This window comes from Actinoplanes sp. NPDC051411 (assembly GCF_040682075.1).
Lineage (GTDB): Bacteria > Actinomycetota > Actinomycetes > Mycobacteriales > Micromonosporaceae > Actinoplanes.
Map to the genome: position 1 here is coordinate 1 of NZ_JBFBAD010000058.1, position 15788 is coordinate 15788.

At 70.5% G+C, this 15788-nt stretch carries 11 protein-coding genes; 10 read left to right on the top strand and 1 reads right to left on the bottom strand.

The window, feature by feature from the left end; translation table 11 throughout:
• Nucleotides 1-130 precede the first annotated feature (130 nt).
• The 9 genes from AB0M88_RS28885 to AB0M88_RS28925 all read left to right on the top strand — a co-directional run bounded on the left by AB0M88_RS28885 (nucleotide 131) and on the right by AB0M88_RS28925 (nucleotide 12627).
• Complete coding sequence (locus AB0M88_RS28885; protein WP_364107652.1) at nucleotides 131-1306, top strand: cysteine desulfurase family protein; 1176 nt, start codon at nucleotides 131-133, stop codon at nucleotides 1304-1306.
• A 21-nt stretch (nucleotides 1307-1327) separates the two neighbouring features.
• Nucleotides 1328-2452: a tRNA 2-thiouridine(34) synthase MnmA gene (gene mnmA, locus AB0M88_RS28890; protein ID WP_364107654.1), complete on the top strand. Its 1125-nt coding sequence runs from the start codon at nucleotides 1328-1330 to the stop codon at nucleotides 2450-2452.
• Nucleotides 2449-3453, top strand: coding sequence for a methionine synthase (locus AB0M88_RS28895; protein ID WP_364107656.1), 1005 nt, complete (start codon nucleotides 2449-2451; stop codon nucleotides 3451-3453). Before mnmA ends, AB0M88_RS28895 begins: the two co-directional genes overlap by 4 nt.
• A 114-nt stretch (nucleotides 3454-3567) precedes the next feature.
• Nucleotides 3568-5895: an NAD-dependent DNA ligase LigA gene (ligA, locus tag AB0M88_RS28900; RefSeq protein ID WP_364107752.1), complete on the top strand. Its 2328-nt coding sequence runs from the start codon at nucleotides 3568-3570 to the stop codon at nucleotides 5893-5895.
• 862 nt (nucleotides 5896-6757) lie between these two features.
• A complete protein-coding gene (locus AB0M88_RS28905; RefSeq protein WP_364107658.1) occupies nucleotides 6758-8752 on the top strand; it encodes a bifunctional diguanylate cyclase/phosphodiesterase in 1995 nt (664 codons plus the stop codon).
• Between the two features lie 45 nt (nucleotides 8753-8797).
• Nucleotides 8798-9097 carry an Asp-tRNA(Asn)/Glu-tRNA(Gln) amidotransferase subunit GatC gene (gene gatC / locus AB0M88_RS28910; protein ID WP_364107660.1) on the top strand — a complete coding sequence of 100 codons (300 nt, stop codon included), beginning with the start codon at nucleotides 8798-8800 and terminating at the stop codon, nucleotides 9095-9097.
• A 6-nt stretch (nucleotides 9098-9103) separates the two neighbouring features.
• Complete coding sequence (gene gatA, locus AB0M88_RS28915; RefSeq protein WP_364107662.1) at nucleotides 9104-10567, top strand: Asp-tRNA(Asn)/Glu-tRNA(Gln) amidotransferase subunit GatA; 1464 nt, start codon at nucleotides 9104-9106, stop codon at nucleotides 10565-10567.
• 27 nt (nucleotides 10568-10594) lie between these two features.
• Entirely contained in the window at nucleotides 10595-11998 is a 1404-nt protein-coding gene (locus tag AB0M88_RS28920; protein WP_364107664.1) for an AAA family ATPase, read from the top strand.
• A complete protein-coding gene (locus tag AB0M88_RS28925; protein ID WP_364107666.1) occupies nucleotides 11998-12627 on the top strand; it encodes a DUF4276 family protein in 630 nt (209 codons plus the stop codon). Before AB0M88_RS28920 ends, AB0M88_RS28925 begins: the two co-directional genes overlap by 1 nt.
• Nucleotides 12628-12668: 41 nt before the next feature.
• Here the strand turns inward: AB0M88_RS28925 and AB0M88_RS28930 are convergent, their stop codons facing one another.
• Nucleotides 12669-13574: a glycoside hydrolase family 75 protein gene (locus AB0M88_RS28930; RefSeq protein ID WP_364107668.1), complete on the bottom strand. Its 906-nt coding sequence runs from the start codon at nucleotides 13572-13574 to the stop codon at nucleotides 12669-12671.
• Nucleotides 13575-13783: 209 nt separating this feature from the next.
• Between AB0M88_RS28930 and gatB the strand changes: the two genes are divergently transcribed.
• Nucleotides 13784-15283: an Asp-tRNA(Asn)/Glu-tRNA(Gln) amidotransferase subunit GatB gene (gene gatB, locus AB0M88_RS28935; protein ID WP_364107670.1), complete on the top strand. Its 1500-nt coding sequence runs from the start codon at nucleotides 13784-13786 to the stop codon at nucleotides 15281-15283.
• Nucleotides 15284-15788: the final 505 nt, after the last annotated feature.

Here is a 15788-nt window from a genome sequence, read left to right on the forward strand (position 1 = left end):
ATAGTATCATCACTCTTTTAAAATACTTGACAATACGGAGATCTTTGTTTTTGTACGCCGCGGGCGCCATGGCGCCCGCGGCGATCGCTGGCAACTCACTTCCTTCGCGCACGGAATAAGCTTGGCAGCGATGACCTACTTGGATCACGCGGCGACCACGCCCATGCTCGCGGAAGCGCTCGACGCCTACGTCGCCGCCGCCCGAGACGTCGGCAACCCGTCGTCCCTGCATGCCGCCGGGCGCTGTGCCCGCCGGCTGGTCGAGGAGTCCCGCGAGCGCATCGCCGCGGCACTTGGGGCCCGCCCGTCCGAGGTGATCTTCACCAGTGGCGGCACCGAGAGCGACAACCTCGCCACCAAGGGCATCTTCTGGGCCCGCAAGGCCACCTCGCTCAACCACAACCGGGTCCTCGTCTCCTCGGTCGAGCACCACGCCGTCCTCGACGCCGCCGACTGGCTGGCCACCCACGAGGGTGCGGTGGCCGGCCTGCTGCCGGTCGACGCCCTGGGCCGGGTCTCGGTGGAGACCGTCGCCGAGCTGCTCGACCGCTACCGCGACGAGATCGCCGTGATCAGCGTGCAGTGGGCCAACAACGAGATCGGCACCGTCCAGCCGATCCACGAGCTGGCCCGCCTGGCCGCCGAGGCCGGCGTTCCCTTCCACACCGACGCCGTCCAGGCGGTCGGCCAGATCCCGGTCGACTTCGCCGCCAGCGGGGTCGCCGCGATGACCGTCACCGGGCACAAGCTGGGCGGCCCGGTCGGCGTCGGCGCACTCCTGCTGGGCCGCGACGTCGCCGCGACGCCGGTGCTGCACGGCGGCGGTCAGGAGCGCGACGTGCGCTCCGGCACCCTCGACACGGCCGGCGTGGCCGCCTTCGCGGTGGCCGTCGAGACCTCGGTCAAGGGCCGGGAGGAATACGCCGCCCGGGTCGGCGCCCTCCGCGACGACCTGATCGCCCGCGTCCGGGCGGCCGTGCCCGACGCGATCTACAACGGCGACGCCGACGACCGCCTGCCGGGCAACGCCCACTTCAGCTTCCCGGGCTGCGAGGGCGACGCCCTGCTGATGCTGCTCGACGCCCAGGGCGTCGCGTGCTCGACCGGCTCCGCGTGCTCGGCCGGCGTCGCCCAGCCCAGCCACGTGCTGCTGGCGATGGGCGCCGACGACGAGCGGGCCCGCTCCTCGCTCCGCTTCACCCTCGGTCACACCTCGACCGCCGCCGACGTCGATGCGCTCCTGGCCGCGCTGCCCGGCGCGGTCGAGCGGGCCCGCCGGGCGACGGCCTGGAAAACGCCGCGCTGAAAAGGCGGATAGGCTCTAGGCATGCGAGTTCTTGCGGCCATGTCCGGCGGGGTCGATTCCGCCGTCGCCGCCGCGCGCGCCCGGGACGCCGGTCATGACGTCACCGGTGTGCACCTGGCGTTGTCCCGAAACCCCCAGACCTACCGCACCGGCGCACGCGGCTGCTGCACGCTGGAAGACTCCCGCGACGCGCGCCGGGCGGCCGACGTGATCGGCATCCCGTTCTACATCTGGGACATGGCCGAACAGTTCCACGAGAGCGTCGTCGACGACTTCGTCAACGAATACGCCGCCGGCCGCACCCCCAACCCGTGCCTGCGCTGCAACGAAAAGATCAAGTTCGAGGCGGTGCTCGACCGGGCGGTCGCGCTCGGTTTCGACGCCGTCGTCACCGGGCATCACGCCCGGCTCGGCGCCGACGGGCAGCTGCGGCGCAGCGTCGACCAGGGCAAAGACCAGTCCTACGTGCTGGCCGTCCTGACCCGCGAGCAGCTCGACCGCGCGGTCTTCCCGCTCGGCGACTCGACCAAGGCCCAGGTGCGCGCCGAGGCCGCCGCGCGCGGCCTGGCGGTGGCCGACAAGCCCGACTCGCACGACATCTGCTTCATCGCCGACGGCGACACCCGCGGATTCCTGCAGGACCGGCTCGGTTCCGCTCCGGGAGACATCGTCGACGGGCGTACGGGTGAGCGCCTCGGCGGCCACGAGGGCGCCTACGCGTTCACGATCGGCCAGCGCAAGGGGCTCGACCTGCGGGTTCCGGCCGCCGACGGCCGCCCGCGCTACGTCCTGTCGATCACCCCGGTGACCAACACGGTGACCGTGGGTCCCCGCGAAGACCTCGAGGTCGACGTGGTCACCGCGACCCGGCCGATCTGGCACGGGGCGCAGACCCCGATCGAGTGCGAGGTGCAGCTGCGGGCGCACGGCGAGGTCGTCCCGGCGACGGTGACGGTGGCCGACGGTGTGCTGAGCGCCCGGCTCCACCAGCCGGCGCGGGGGGTGGCCGCCGGGCAGGCGATCGTGGCCTACCGCACCGACGCTTCCGGCGGCGACGTCGTCCTCGGCTCGGCGACCATCACGGCCGGCGTGCGCGCGAGCGAGCCGGCGGGCCGGGAGCCGGTTTCGGCCGAGGCCGCGCGGTGAGCGAGTTTTCGTGGCCGAGCGGATCGGCGACCGGGGTCGGGTCGCTGCCCGGCACCGACATCGCCGAGGCGCAGCGCGTCGTCTTCGGCGAGCTGCCCGACCTGCCGCACCTGGCCGAGCTGCCGGGGCGCGGGCCGGGTTCCGACATGCTCGGGCGCACCGCCGGCTTCCTGGTCGAGCTGCCGGTTCAGCTCTACGCCGGTCGCTGGCAGGTCGCCCCGCGGCCCGGCCACGACCTGCGCGTCACCGCCGACCTGCTCGAACGTGACCTCGACCAGCTCACCGAGCAGGCCGAGGGCTACACCGGGGTGCTCAAGCTGCAGTCGGCCGGCCCGTGGACCCTCGCGGGCGGCCTCGACCTGCAGATCGGCGGGCGGCTGCTGCGTGACCCGGGCGCCGTGCGCGATCTGACCACCTCCCTGGCCGAGGGCCTGCGCCGGCACGTCGACGAGGTGCGCAAGCGGGTGCCGGGAGCGTCGCTGCTGCTCCAACTCGACGAGCCGTCGCTGCCGACGGTGATGGCCGGGCGGGTGCCGACCGAGAGCGGGCTCGGCGCCTACCCGGCGGTCGACGGACCCGACGCGTCGAGCGCCCTGCGGACCGTGGTCGAGACCGTCGGCGTGCCCGTCGTGATCCACAGCTGTGCTCCCGGCGTACCCCTGCGGACGCTGCGCGACGCCGGAGCCGCCGGCGTGTCGCTCGACCTCGGGCTGCTGAAAGATCTTGATCCTCTGGGTGAGGCGATCGAGGCCGGAATCGGCCTCTTCGCCGGTGCCGTCCCGACGGTGCCCGTCGCCGGTTCGCCGGGACCGGACGGAAAGGCCGCCGCCGAACGGGTGCGCAAGCTGTGGCAGCAGCTCGGCTTCCCGGTCGCCCGGATCGGACAGCAGGTCGTGGTGACGCCGGCGTGCGGGCTGGCCGGGACAAGCCCGGCATATGCCCGAGCCGCGCTGACCGCGTGCCGCGAGGCCGGAAAGCGACTGGCCGAGGCGGAGGGCTGAGCCGGAAATTGTCGGGGGTGGCCGCTACCGTCTTCTCGTAAGCGAGTGACGACGGAGGTCCCGGTGCCCCAGCAGGCTTCTTCTTCGAGTTCCTCCGGTGCGGCCGGCGAGGAGATCGAGTTCGGCGGCCCGACCCCCGACCAGGTGGTCGCCGCGGGCCAAGATCCCACCCCCGAGGCCGCGTCGCGGCACGCCGAGCTGGCCGACGAGCTCCGCGGCCACCAATACCGCTATTACGTTCTCGACTCGCCGACGATCACCGACGCCGAGTTCGACCGGCTGCTGCGCGAGCTCGAGGGGCTGGAGCAGGAGTTTCCGGCACTGCGCACGCCCGACTCCCCGACGCAGAACGTCGGCGGGTCGTTCTCCACGCTCTTCACCCCGGTCGAGCACGCCGAGCGCATGCTCTCGCTCGACAACGTCTTCGACGGCGACGAGCTGACCGGATGGGCCGAGCGCACGGTGCGCGACGCGGGCGGCCCGGTCGAGTTCATCTGCGAGCTCAAGGTCGACGGCCTGGCGATCAACCTGACCTATGAAAACGGCCGGCTGATCCGCGGGGCGACCCGCGGCGACGGGCGTACGGGTGAGGACGTCACGCCCAACGTGCGCACCATCCGCGAAATCCCCGAACGTCTCGCCGGCGACAACCCGCCCGAACTGCTCGAAGTGCGCGGCGAGATCTACTTCCCGGTGTCCGCGTTCGCCGACCTCAACGCGTCGCTGGTCGAGCAGGGCAAGGCCCCGTTCGCCAACCCGCGCAACGCCGCCGCCGGCAGCCTGCGCCAGAAAGACCCGCGGGTCACCGCCTCGCGCGGCCTGCGCATGGTCGTGCACGGCATCGGCGCCCGCAAGGGCTTCACGCCGACCTCCCAGTCCCACGCCTATGAGGCACTCCAGGCGTGGGGGCTGCCGACCAGCAGCCGGTGGAAGCTGGTCGACGACATGGCCGGGGTGCGCGAGTTCATCGCCTACTACGGCGAGCACCGCCATGACGTCGAACACGAGATCGACGGCGTGGTCGTCAAGGTCGACTCGGTGTCGATCCAGGGCCGGCTCGGCTCGACCAGCCGGGCGCCGCGCTGGGCGATCGCCTACAAATACCCGCCCGAAGAGGTCAACACCAAGCTCCTCGACATCGCGGTCAACGTCGGCCGCACCGGCCGGGTCACACCGTTCGCACTGCTCGAACCGGTCAAGGTGGCCGGGTCCACGGTCGCCCAGGCCACCCTGCACAACGCCCGCGAAGTCGAACGCAAGGGCGTGTGGATCGGCGACACGGTCGTGCTCCGCAAAGCCGGCGACGTCATCCCCGAGATCCTCGGCCCCGTCATCGACCTGCGACCCGACGACGCCCACCCGTTCGTGATGCCGACCCACTGTCCCTCCTGCGGCACCAGGCTGGCGCCGGCCAAGGAGAGCGACATCGACATCCGGTGCCCCAACACCCGGTCGTGCCCGGCCCAGCTGCGCGAGCGCGTGTTCCACCTGGCCGGGCGGGGCGCCTTCGACATCGAGGTGCTGGGCTACAAGGCGGCCCAGGCCCTGCTCGACTCCGGAGTCATCAGCGACGAGGGTGACCTGTTCGCGCTGACCGCCGACCAGTTGGCGCAGTCGCCGTTCTTCGTCAACCAGGACGGCAGCCTCGGCTCCAACGCGACCAAGCTCCTGGAAAACCTGCAGACGACCAAGGAACGGCCGCTCTGGCGGGTGCTGGTCGGCCTGTCGATCCGGCACGTGGGTCCGACGGCGGCGCAGGCGCTGGCGCGCGAATTCGGCTCAATGGAGGCGATCGAGGCGATCGTCGCCCAGACCGCGAGGCAGCTGGCCGAGGCGGAGGCGGCCGCGGATGCTGCCGGATCGGTCGAGGCTTCGGACGCGGCGGGGTCGGTTGGCGCTTCGGCTGACGTTTCTGGCGCGGCCGGGTCGGGTGAGGGCGGTGACGCCGTGGCCTCAGAAGGTGCCACGCGGAAGGCGAAGGCCGAGCCGGATGTGCTTTCGCAGGTCGAGGGCGTCGGTCCGATCATCGCCGAGAGCCTGCGCGAGTGGTTCACGGTCGACTGGCACCGCGACATCGTCCGCAAGTGGCGCGAGGCCGGCGTGCGCATGGCCGACGAGCGCGTCGACACCGGGCCGCGCCCGCTCGAGGGCCTGAGCGTAGTGGTCACCGGCACACTGTCGACCCATTCGCGCGACCAGGCGACCGCCGCCGTGACCGACCGGGGCGGCAAGGTGAGCGGCTCGGTCTCCAAGAAGACGGCTTTCGTGGTCGTCGGTGACAACCCGGGCAGCAAATACGACAAGGCGCTGTCGTTGAAGGTCCCGGTGCTCGACGAGGAAGGTTTCGCGGTCCTGCTTTCCGAGGGGCCCGACGCCGCCCGAGCGATCGCCGAAATCGCCGCCCCGGCCCAAGAAAAACCCGAGAAACCGGCGGCTGAATAGCGGTTCTGCCCCTGCTCGGCTGCACTCGCTCGGCCGGGCCTGCTCGGCCGCGCCTCGCGAAACTGCGCCGCGGCCGCTACCGCCTGTGTCGGCGACACAGTTGTGCGGTTACGCGTCTTTGTAGTGCCGTCCACCACTCCCTGGCCGTGCTGTCCCGCGCTTGACCTGCCGTTTGATGGCAGCGCTGTTGGGCGCTTTGCCGGCCGACACTTTGCGTGCCGTCCCCTCTCTGACCGTGCTGTTGCGAACGCGGCGGTGCCGTCCACACGCTGGCCGGACTGTCACGCTCTGCCTGCCGCCTACTGGCAGCGCTGTCGCGCTGTCACCTTGCGGTGCCGTCCGTTCTCGGGCCGTGCCGTTGCGCACTTTGCGGTGCCGTCCGCTCTCAGGCCGTGCCGTCGCGCACTCGAGGCCGCCGTTCGCTCTCTGACCGTGCCGTCGCGCACTCGGGAGTCCCGTCCACTCGCTGGCCGGGCTGTCGCGCGCTCTGCCTGCCGTCCCCGGCAGCGCTCGCACCCTGCGAGGCCGCCCGCTCGCTGACCGTGCCGTCGCGCACCTCGCGACGGCTTCCATGCGCCGGCTGTGCCGTGGCGCGCCTTGCCTCCTGGCAGCAGCGCCGTTGGGCGCCCTCCACCCCGCCCGTTTGGGTGGGGTGAGTAAACCAGCCCCCTCTGACATTTCCCGGCCGCTGCCCACAGCCCCACGACCGAACATTCCGATCACCCGAGCGGGGGAAATTTCGGCTGTTGAGCGTTTGGAGGCTTATGCCGATTTGATAACGCTGAAGCCGTTTCGCGGTGAAAAGGACATGTGGATCTATCGTGAGAGCGATCGGAATGATCGACGCCATGGTGGAGGTCGCATGGATGCCGCACGGCCGCGCAGCTCCACGGCGAACGGTGGGAACAGACGGGCCGTTCTCGTCAGTGGCGTCCTGACCGTGGCCGCCGACCTGGTCCTCTGGGCCACGGGACGCGGTCACTTCAGCGGGCTGCCCAGCGCCTACTGGGTCATGGCCGTCCTCGCCGTGCTCGTCGACTCGCGGCCCTATGTGGTCGCCGACCGCCGGGCCAGCGCCGTCATCCTCCCGTCGATCTGTTTCACTTTCGCGATCACGCTGGCCTGGGGATTCGTACCGGCGATGGCCGTCCAGCTGGTGGCCGTCACCGTCGCCGGGTGGCGGATGCGCCAGCCCGTACGCCGTACGTTCCATCTGGCGTTGCAGCATGCCGTCGCCCTCGGTGCGGCGTCGGCCGTGGCGGCCCTGGCCGGCCTGACGGTCGGGCCGCAACCCCACTGGGGCGACGCCGTCCTGACCGTGGCCGCCGCGACCGCCTGGATTCTGGCCCGCTACGGCCTGGCCGCCCTCATCTCGCTGGCCACCGCCAACAAGCGGCCCCGGAAACGCGGCGTCGAGCTGCTCGCCACCTCGGCTTTGTTGCTGCTCGGCCCGGTTGTGCTGGCCACCGCCCAGGTCGGGCTGCCGTTCGTGCCGCTGGTGCTGCTGGCTCTGCACGCCGTGCACCGCATGGTCCGGTCGGCCGGCGAGTTCGAGCGGGCCTCGCGCGTCGACGCCCTCACCGGCCTGCCCAACCGGCGGGCGCTTGAGGCGAGCGTCACCGAACGCCGCCCGGTGGCCCTGCTGCTGCTCGATCTGGACCGGTTCCGCAACGTCAACGAGGCGCTCGGACACAGCGTCGGTGACCGTCTGCTGATCGCGGTCGCGCGCCGTCTCTCCGACGTGGTCCCGGCGCACGACCTCGTCGTACGTCTGGGGGGTGACGAATTCGCCGTGCTGGCGACCCGGGTCGATGGGGCGCCGGGCGCCCGCCGGATCGCGCGGCACCTGGCCGAGGCCTTGAATCGGCCGTTCGCCCTGGACGGGCTGCCGGTGGACGTGAGTGCGTCGATCGGCATCGCGTTGCAGACCGAGCGCGGCGGGGACGGCGCCGAGTTGCTGCGGGCGGCCGAGGCCGCCATGTATGACGCCAAGCAGCGCGGTGACCAGGTCGCGATCTACGGCCCGGAGGCCGCGCACCATTCGCCGGACCGGCTGGCCCTGCTGGCCGATCTGCGCCGGGTGCTGCGGGAGGACGCGCCCGACGACGGGATCATGCTCTTCTACCAGCCTCAGATCGCGATCGCGACCGGCGAGGTGGTCGGTGTGGAGGCGCTGCTGCGCTGGCGGCACCCCGACCGCGGCATGGTCGGCCCCGAGGAGCTGATCCGGGTGGCCGAGCCGACGCCGGTCATGCGGCTGCTGACCGAGCGGGTGCTGCACGACGTCATCGCCCAGCTGTCGGTGTGGGACGCGGCCGGCCGGCCCTTGCGGGCCTCGGTCAACGTCAGCGTCCGGGATCTGCATTCGGGGGACATCGCCGACCGGGTCGGCGAACTGCTTTCGGCGTACGCGGTGAAGCCCGACCTGCTCCAGTTGGAGATCACCGAGAGCGCGTTGATGGCCGACCCGCACCGGGTCCTCAGCACGATCACCAAGCTGGACCGGATGGGCATCGCGATCTCGCTCGACGACTTCGGCACCGGGTTCTCGTCGCTGCAGCACCTGCGCCGCCTGCCGCTCGCCGAGGTGAAGATCGACCGCTCGTTCGTGCTCGGGATGGCCACCGACCGGGGTGACGCCGCGATCGTCCGGTCGGTCATCGACCTGGCCGAGGCGCTGGACCTGCGGGCGGTCGCCGAGGGCGTCGAGGACGAGCGGACCTGGCGTCTGCTGGCCGCGGCCGGGTGCCACGCCGCCCAGGGCTGGTTCCACGCCCGGCCGATGCCGGCCCCCGACCTGGCCGACTGGCTCGTCCGCTACCGCCCGCTGCGGCCCGGCCTGACACCCGTCAAATAGACTCGTCCGGTCAGCTTTCTTCTCCGACTCAAGAGGGGGCAACGGATGGCCGCCATCTCCCGCGAAGAGGTCGCGCATCTCGCGCACCTGTCGCGGCTCGCTGTGACCGACCAGGAACTGGACCAGTTCGCGGGGCAGCTCGACGTGATCCTGCAGTCGGTGGCCCGGGTCGGAGAGGTGGCCGCGGACGACATCCCGCCGACTTCGCATTCCGTTCCCCTGACCAACGTCTACCGCGACGACGTGCCGCGGCCGTGCCTCACGCAGGAGGAGGCGCTGTCCGGCGCCCCCGATGCGTATGAGGGCCGGTTCCGGGTGCCGCGGATCCTGGACGAGGAGGCCTGAGTCGCCATGACCGATTTGACCCGTGAGTCGGCGGCGGCTCTTGCTGCCATGATCAAGTCGCGTGAGGTCTCGGCGGTTGAGGTCGCCAAGGCCCACCTCGACCGGATCTCCGCCGTCGATGATCAAGTACATGCATTCCTGCACATCGACCGGTCCGGTGCGCTCGCGGCCGCGGAAGCCGTCGACCGTGGCGAGGTGACCGGCCCCCTCGCCGGCGTGCCGGTCGCGGTCAAGGACGTGCTCGCCACCAAGGGCGTGCCGACCACCGCCGCCTCCAAGATCCTCGAGGGCTGGAAACCGCCGTACGACGCGACGATCGTCCAGCGGCTGCGCGCCGCCGGCACGGTCATGCTCGGCAAGACCAACATGGACGAGTTCGCGATGGGCTCGTCGACCGAATACTCGGCCTACGGCCCGACCCACAACCCGTGGGACCTCGGCCGCATCCCGGGCGGTTCGGGCGGCGGCAGCGCGGCCTCGGTCGCGGCGTACGAGGCGCCGCTGGCCATCGGCACCGACACCGGCGGCTCGATCCGCCAGCCGGGCGCGGTCACCGGCACGGTCGGGGCCAAGCCGACGTACGGCGGCACCTCGCGGTACGGCCTGATCGCCTTCTCGTCGTCGCTCGACACGCCGGGCCCGTGTGCCCGGACGGTCGAGGACGCGGCCCTGCTCCACTCGGTGATCGCCGGCTACGACGAGTGCGACTCGACGTCGATCCCGTCGCCGGTGCCCGATGTGGTCGGCGCGGCGCGGCTGGGCGCCTCGGGTGACCTGACCGGCGTCAAGCTGGGCCTGGTCAAGGAGTTCGCCGGCGACGGTTCCGAGCCCGGCGTGCTGGCCGCGTTCCGCGAGGGCCTGGAGGCGCTGGTCAAGCTGGGCGCCGAGGTCGTCGAGGTGTCCTGCCCCCACTTCGAATACGCGCTGCCGGCCTACTACCTGATCGCCCCGAGCGAGTGCTCATCCAACCTGGCCCGCTTCGACGGCGTCCGCTACGGCCTGCGGGTCGGCGACGACGGCAACCGGTCGCTCGAGGAGGTCATGTCGCTGACCCGTGACGCCGGCTTCGGCCCCGAGGTCAAGCGGCGCATCATCCTGGGGACGTACGCGCTTTCCAGCGGCTACTACGACGCCTACTACGGCCAGGCCCAGAAGGTCCGCACCCTGATCACGCGCGACTTCCAGTCCGCCTTCGAGCAGGTCGACGTGCTGGTCTCCCCGACCACGCCGTTCGTCGCGTTCCCGTTCGGGTCGCGCACCTCCGACCCCTACCAGATGTACCTGGCCGACCTCTTCACGATCCCGACCAACCTCTACGGCGGGCCGGCGATCTCCGTACCGTGCGGCCTGTCCGAGGGCCTCCCGGTCGGCTTCCAGGTGATGGCCCCGACGATGGCCGACGACCGCATGTACCGGGTGGCGGCGGCCCTCGAGTCAGCGGTCGGCACGCTCACGCCGCCGGCGCTGTAGCGGCTTTCCCGGCCTGGGAGGAAGCGAGTGCTCACTCGAATCGAGATCGACGGGTTCAAGACGTTCCGCGACTTCGCGCTGGACCTACCGCCGTTCCTGGTCCTGCTCGGACCGAACGGCGCGGGAAAGTCGAACCTGTTCGATGCACTTCGCTTCCTCTCGCGCCTGGCCGGCCAACCAGTGGTGAAGGCTGCGCAGGGCGCGCGCGGCGACCTGCTCGAGTTGTTTCACGCCGACTCCGAGGGACGCCGAGCCGACCGCATGCGGTTCGCCGTTGAAGTCTTGCTGGACGACGCCGTCACCGATGCGTTCGGCGAGACCAGCACCATGCCGACCACACGCGTCCGGTACGAGTTGGAGATCGAGCTGCGCGACGGTCCGGCCGGTCCGAGGCCTTTTGTCGCGTACGAGAACGCGCGGGCACTTGCGCCGGCTGACGATCGTTGGACCAATCGGTTCGTTGCGACAGCAGGCCGACTGGTCAGCGACGATCGGGCGATCGAGGACATCTACCTCGACACCGAACTGCGCGACGGTAAGCCGACGATCTTCCAGATTTTCAAAGGCTCGCATTCCGGCTCAATGTTGCCGGCCGACAGCGCCGCCGCGACGGTCCTGTCGGTTATCGGCACGACCGCCGAGTCCGCTGTGCTCTATGCCCTGAAACGGGAGCTCGAGTCGTGGCGCAACCTGCACCTCGATCCGGTCGTGTTGCGCCGGCCGGACAGTTTTGGGGAGCCGGACACGCTAGGTCCTGATGGCGCCCATCTGCCCAACACCCTCAACCGGATCGCACGGGCCACCGCTAGCGAAGATCGACCGGGCGGCGTGCTCGGCGACATTTCCGCCGACCTCGCGAGTGTCATCGCGGACGTGAGCGGCATCAGCATCGACGAGGATGAGCGAAGGCTTCGACGTGAAGTCGAGTTCCGGCCGCGAGGCGGAGGCGGTGTGGTTTCCGCCCGAGTCGCCTCCGACGGAACCCTGCGCGCCGCTGCATTGCTCACGGCGGCCTACGATCCAGCCAACTCGGGTTTGTTGTGCTTCGAGGAGCCGGAGAACGGAATTTATCCCGAGCGACTGATCACCCTGGTCCGCCGACTCAGGTCGATAGTCGATCGCGCGCTCGATCGGCGTGCTTCAGACCCGGCCGCGCCGGTCACCCAGTTGCTGCTCAGCAGTCATTCACCGGCGATGCTGCGTGCGCTCGGACCGGCGATGGCAGACGGCGTACATGGGGACGTCGTCTTCTTCGCTGCGGTCTCCAGAGTCGGTCCAGGCCGGTCGCGTAGCCACATCACACAGCCCAGACTGATCTCGAACGGCGAACGACCCTCACTCGTTGATCAAGAGAGATTCGACCCGAATACGCGGCTGGTAAGCCCGGCGGAGATCAGCGAATTCGAGGTTCGCCGGGAGCTCGGCGTCTGATGCGGTTTCTCATGTCGGCGCTCATCGCCGAGGGCAGCTCCGACGACCGCTTTCTTCCTTTCCTTCTCCGACGTTGCCTGGAAGATGTGTGCGCGGCCGACTTCTCGGAGATGGTCGACGTCGAGCGGGTGACCGTGCTCCGGGAACGGATGAGGCCGCTTGCCGTCCCAGACATCGTCGATCTCGTTCGCCGGCACGAAAACACGTTCCATCTGGTCTTCGTGCACCGCGACCAGGACGGCAGCACCGACCGGGTCCAGCGCGAGTGGATCGATCCGCTGGTCGTGGCCTGGGGCGACGGGCGGGCCGAGCGACTGATTCCCGTGGTTCCCGTCCGGAAGACCGAGGCCTGGGTGCTCGCCGACGGCGACGCGCTCCGCAGCGTTCTCGGCATCAACTGGACCGACGCCCGGCTCGGTGTTCCCGCCCGCCCAGCCGACGTCGAGCGCCTACCCGATCCCAAGGTGCCGATCCGTGAGCTCGTCAGTCGGCTCAAGCGCCCGATCGAAGACTTCTATGAGGAACTGGCTGAGTCGATCTCCCTCGACCGTCTCTCCGCTGTTCCGTCGTTCGCCGAGGCGCGAGCCCGCATTGGCGAATCGCTCGCCGCGCTGGGTTACCGGAGATAAAGAAAGGCGGCCCTGCGGTTCCGTGGGCCGCCTTCCGTGAATTACAGCCGCTGCCAGAGCGCCGGCGTGTTCGGCGGTTCCCACGACGCGATCGACGTGTGGGCCTGCAGGCACCTGTACTGCACGCCGCTGTACGTCACCACGTCGCCAACCTTGTACGCGTGCCCCGCCGCCCAGGTCGTGGCGCCCGCCGGCGGCGTAGTCGGCGTGGTGGTCGGCGGCCTGGTGGTCGGGCCGGTCGTCGGCGGCGTGGTCGTACCGCCACCGCCGTTGCCGACGAACGCGCTCGCCGCGGCCGCGCCGACCGAGTCGATCGTCGCGTTGTTCTCGACCGGGTTGGGAACGGTGCCGGTGAAGACGATGAAGGTGACCGGCCCGTCGGTGCCGCCGTTTTCCGGGTTCGGGTTGATGCCCAGGTCACGGGCGGTGGCGTAGGACGCCTCGCCGATGATGTTGTCGGGCCCCTCGTCGGCGAAGACCGCGTACACGATCTTGTTGTTGTAGATGACCGCGCCCACGTTGCCCGGTTTGATGCCGGCGCTCTGGTAGCTGAAGCGCGAGCTGGGCAGCGGGATCACGAAGTAGTGCGTGGTGTCGGCGGTGAAGTACTGCCCTTTGGACGTGTCGAACGAGGTCTGCGCCTGATACCACGGGTCGGTCGAGCCGTTGCAGTTCGTGGTGCCGATGCCGTCGCAGTCGACGTCGAGGTCGGATGTCCAGTGGTAGACGTTGCCGTTCTTGCAGATGTTGACCGTCGAGGCCGCGCCGTCGTCGGTCGCGTATTTGCCGTTCGACGCGACCGTGCAGGATGCCATCTTGGCCAGCAGTTGGGCCGCGGTCGGTCCGGTCGCCGCCGAGGCGGGGCCCGAGGTGGCGGCGATCGCCGCGGTCGCGACCAGGGGCAGCGCCACCGCCGCGATCAGGGTGAAGGGGGATCGGAATTTCACAGCGGCACTCCTTGGGGGAAAGAGGAACCGGCACGCATCGACGGATGTCGACACATGCCGGGGATGCTAACCCGCGGGACCACTATTAGGAAAGATATCTAACGATTCCCGGTCGGATGAGACCGGCCGCCGGCAGCTCCAGGGCTTGCGGAAACCTGTCGGTGCCGCCCGATAGGCTGGTCCCTGTCCGGTTGAAGGGAGCCCCAAGAATGACCACCACGACCGCTCTGCCCTCTTATGAGGACGCGGTGAGCCGTTACGAGCCGGTCATCGGCCTGGAGACTCACGTCGAGCTGGGCACCCGCACCAAGATGTTCTGCGGCTGCCGCACCGACTTCGGCGCCGAGCCCAACACCCAGGTCTGCCCGGTCTGCCTGGGCCTTCCGGGCGCCCTGCCGGTGTCCAACCGGGCGGCCATCGAGGCGACGATCCGCATCGGCCTCGCGCTCAACTGCGACATCGCCTCCTGGTGCCGGATGGCGCGGAAGAACTACTTCTACCCGGACATGCCGAAAAACTTCCAGACCTCGCAGTACGACGAGCCGCTCTGCGTCGAGGGCTATGTCGACGTCGAGGTCGACGGCAAGCGATACCGGGTCGACATCGAGCGGGTGCACCTCGAGGAAGACACCGGGAAGTCGCTGCACGTCGGCGGCGCCACCGGCCGCATCCACGGCGCCACCGAGTCGCTGGTCGACTACAACCGGGCCGGCATCCCGCTCGTCGAGATCGTCACCAAGCCGGTGCCCGGCCTCGGCGCGCTCGCCCCAGAGGTGGCCCGGGCCTACGTCGCCGAGCTGCGCGACATCGTCCGCTCGCTGGGCGTTTCCGACGTCCGGATGGAGCAGGGCTCGCTGCGCTGCGACGTCAACACCTCGCTCAACAAGCCCGGCGCCGAGTGGGGCACCCGCACCGAGACCAAAAACGTCAACTCGCTGCGCTCGGTCGAGCGGGCGGTCCGCTCCGAGATCATCCGGCAGTCGTCGCTCCTCGACCAGGGCATCCGCATCTTCCAGGAGACCCGCCACTTCCAGGAGACCACCGGCGACACGCGCTCCGGCCGGTCCAAGGAAGAGGCGACCGACTACCGCTACTTCCCCGAGCCCGACCTGGTGCCGATCGCGCCCGACCCGGCCTGGGTCGCCGAGCTCAAGGCCGCCCTGCCCGAGAAGCCGAGCGTCAAGCGCGCCCGGCTCGCCGAGGTGTGGGGCATCAGCGAGACCGACATGCAGTCGGTGGCCAACGCCGGCGCAGTCGAGCTGATCGAGGAGACGATCGCGGCCGGCGCGTCCCCGGCCGGCGCCCGCAAGTGGTGGATGGGCGAGCTGGCCCGCCGCGCCAACGAGCAGAGCATCGAACTGGCCGCGGTCGGTGCGACCCCGGCCCAGGTGGCCGCCCTGCAAAAGCTGGTCGACGAGGGCAAACTCAACGACAAGCTGGCCCGCGCCGTCCTCGAGGGCGTCGTCGAGGGCGAAGGCGACCCGGCCGCCGTCATGGCCGCCCGCGGCCTCGGGGTGGTTTCCGACACCGGCGCCCTCACGGCAGCGGTCGACGAGGCCATCGCCGCCAACCCCGACATCGCCGCCAAGGTCCGCGACGGCAAGGTCGCCGCCGCCGGCGCCCTGGTCGGCGCGGTCATGAAGACCACCCGCGGCCAGGCCGACGCCAAAACCGTCCGGGAACTGATTCTCGCCCGCCTGGGGGCTTAGGCTCTTTTTCCGTACGCGCTGAGCCGCCCCGCCCAACCCGAGGCCGCCCCGTGAGGAGCGGCCCGGCCAGGCGGTGGGCTGAGCCCGGCGCCCGGCCGCCGGCCGGACCCGGCGGCTTCCGGGACCGTTCCGCGTGCACCGCTCGGCGGCCGCCCCCGGCCAGCCGCTCAGCGCTAGCTCCGACACCGGCCACTCAGCGGAGCCCGACGACGGTCGTCACACCGGCCACTCAGCGGAGCCCGACGACGGTCGTCACGCCGGCTGTTCGGCGGCCCTGACGGGTCGCTGTCGGGCCGGTGGTTCGGCGCGGTGAATGCCGTGCGGGCCGGCGGTTCGCCCGATGCGTAGAGCGCGGCCCGGTGTGCCCCAAACGCCGCAGCCTTGAAGTCGCTCATGTGGCTGGGCGGCGCAGACCGGGAGCGGACCGGGGTTGTCGAGTTCGCGATGGATGAGGCCGCGGTTGGGGACGTTCTGCGGCCAGGGCTGGAAGCGCGCCGGGAAGGGC

Excerpts from the sequence above, each read along its gene's own strand:
- AB0M88_RS28885 (WP_364107652.1), top strand. The coding sequence starts at position 131 with ATGACCTACTTGGATCACGCGGCGACCACGCCCATGCTCGCGGAAGCG.
- mnmA (WP_364107654.1), top strand. The coding sequence starts at position 1,328 with ATGCGAGTTCTTGCGGCCATGTCCGGCGGGGTCGATTCCGCCGTCGCC.
- AB0M88_RS28905 (WP_364107658.1), top strand. The coding sequence starts at position 6,758 with ATGGATGCCGCACGGCCGCGCAGCTCCACGGCGAACGGTGGGAACAGA.
- gatC (WP_364107660.1), top strand. The coding sequence starts at position 8,798 with ATGGCCGCCATCTCCCGCGAAGAGGTCGCGCATCTCGCGCACCTGTCG.
- gatA (WP_364107662.1), top strand. The coding sequence starts at position 9,104 with ATGACCGATTTGACCCGTGAGTCGGCGGCGGCTCTTGCTGCCATGATC.
- AB0M88_RS28925 (WP_364107666.1), top strand. The coding sequence starts at position 11,998 with ATGCGGTTTCTCATGTCGGCGCTCATCGCCGAGGGCAGCTCCGACGAC.
- gatB (WP_364107670.1), top strand. The coding sequence starts at position 13,784 with ATGACCACCACGACCGCTCTGCCCTCTTATGAGGACGCGGTGAGCCGT.